This window comes from Brevundimonas sp. (assembly GCF_036659295.1).
Lineage (GTDB): Bacteria > Pseudomonadota > Alphaproteobacteria > Caulobacterales > Caulobacteraceae > Brevundimonas.
Genome location: NZ_JAVXCU010000162.1, coordinates 508 through 757, shown reverse-complemented (window position 1 = coordinate 757; position 250 = coordinate 508). Strand labels below are relative to the sequence as shown.

General features: G+C 65.2%; 1 protein-coding gene. It reads right to left on the bottom strand.

Annotation, left to right across the window (positions count from 1 at the left end; genetic code table 11):
* On the bottom strand, window positions 1–250 hold a 250-nt coding region (locus RSB01_RS14130; protein ID WP_332625760.1), incomplete at both ends, for an ATP-binding cassette domain-containing protein.

Below are 250 nucleotides of genomic sequence, written 5' to 3'. Positions count from 1 at the left end.
GCAAATGCAGTACACGGTCCATCTGCCGGGCCATGCTCATGTCATGGGTCACCACCAGGAACGCGGTGCGCATCTGGGTGCTCAGTTCCAGCATCAAGTCCTTGATGCCCTGGGCGGTGTGGGAGTCGAGGTTGCCGGTCGGCTCGTCGAGCATCACCAGGCCCGGGTTGTTCACCAGGGCACGAGCAATCGCCACGCGCTGGCGCTCACCACCGGACAACTCCGCCGGCTTGTGCTCCAGGCGGTGGCC